This window comes from Bifidobacterium rousetti, from assembly GCF_008698235.1.
In the GTDB taxonomy this organism is placed as follows: Bacteria; Actinomycetota; Actinomycetes; order Actinomycetales; family Bifidobacteriaceae; genus Bifidobacterium; species Bifidobacterium rousetti.
This window is the reverse complement of sequence record NZ_PEBH01000034.1, coordinates 1-551: the sequence shown is the minus strand read 5'-3', so window position 1 is coordinate 551 and position 551 is coordinate 1. Positions and strand designations below refer to the sequence as shown.

Here is a 551-nt window from a genome sequence, read left to right as displayed (position 1 = left end):
GCTGGTGCAGCGTGCGACGACTCCGGTGGTTCGTCTGGTGCGTGACGGCGTGCACATCTACTCGACGGACGACAACGAGCAGAAGATCGCGCAGCGCAACGGCTGGAAGGTCGAGGGCGTGGCGTTCTACGCGGCGTCGGTGACCGCGCCGAAGGCGACGGCCGTGCACCGTCTGCGCAACCTGTCGAACGGCCAGTACCTGCTGTCCTCGGATCCCAACGAGATCTCGACGCTGACGGCGCGCACCTGGACGGACGAGGGCGTGGCGTTCTATGCGCCGCAGGGCGCGTCGGCCCCGGTGTACCGCTTCAACAAGGGCGAGCACCTGTACACGGCCGATGAGAACGAGTACAAGGTGAACACGACCAAGGGCGGCTGGTCCGCCGACGGCGTGCTCCTGTACGCGGCCCTGGCCGAGACCAAGTGAGCCCTGCGGGTTCCACGGTCTGACCTGATCTGACAAGGGGGTGTCTCCCGCGGGAATCGGTTCCCGCGGGGGACACCCCCTCCTCGTTGTCTTTGTCGTGGTGCGGGGCCGTGGCTGCGGGTTC

Annotated in this window: 1 pseudogene; it reads left to right on the top strand. The window is 67.5% G+C overall.

Going from position 1 to position 551, the window contains the following annotated elements:
* Nucleotides 1-427 (top strand): annotated as a pseudogene (locus tag CSQ85_RS13270) (hypothetical protein); the annotation flags it as partial.
* Between the last annotated feature and the right edge of the window lie 124 nt (nucleotides 428-551).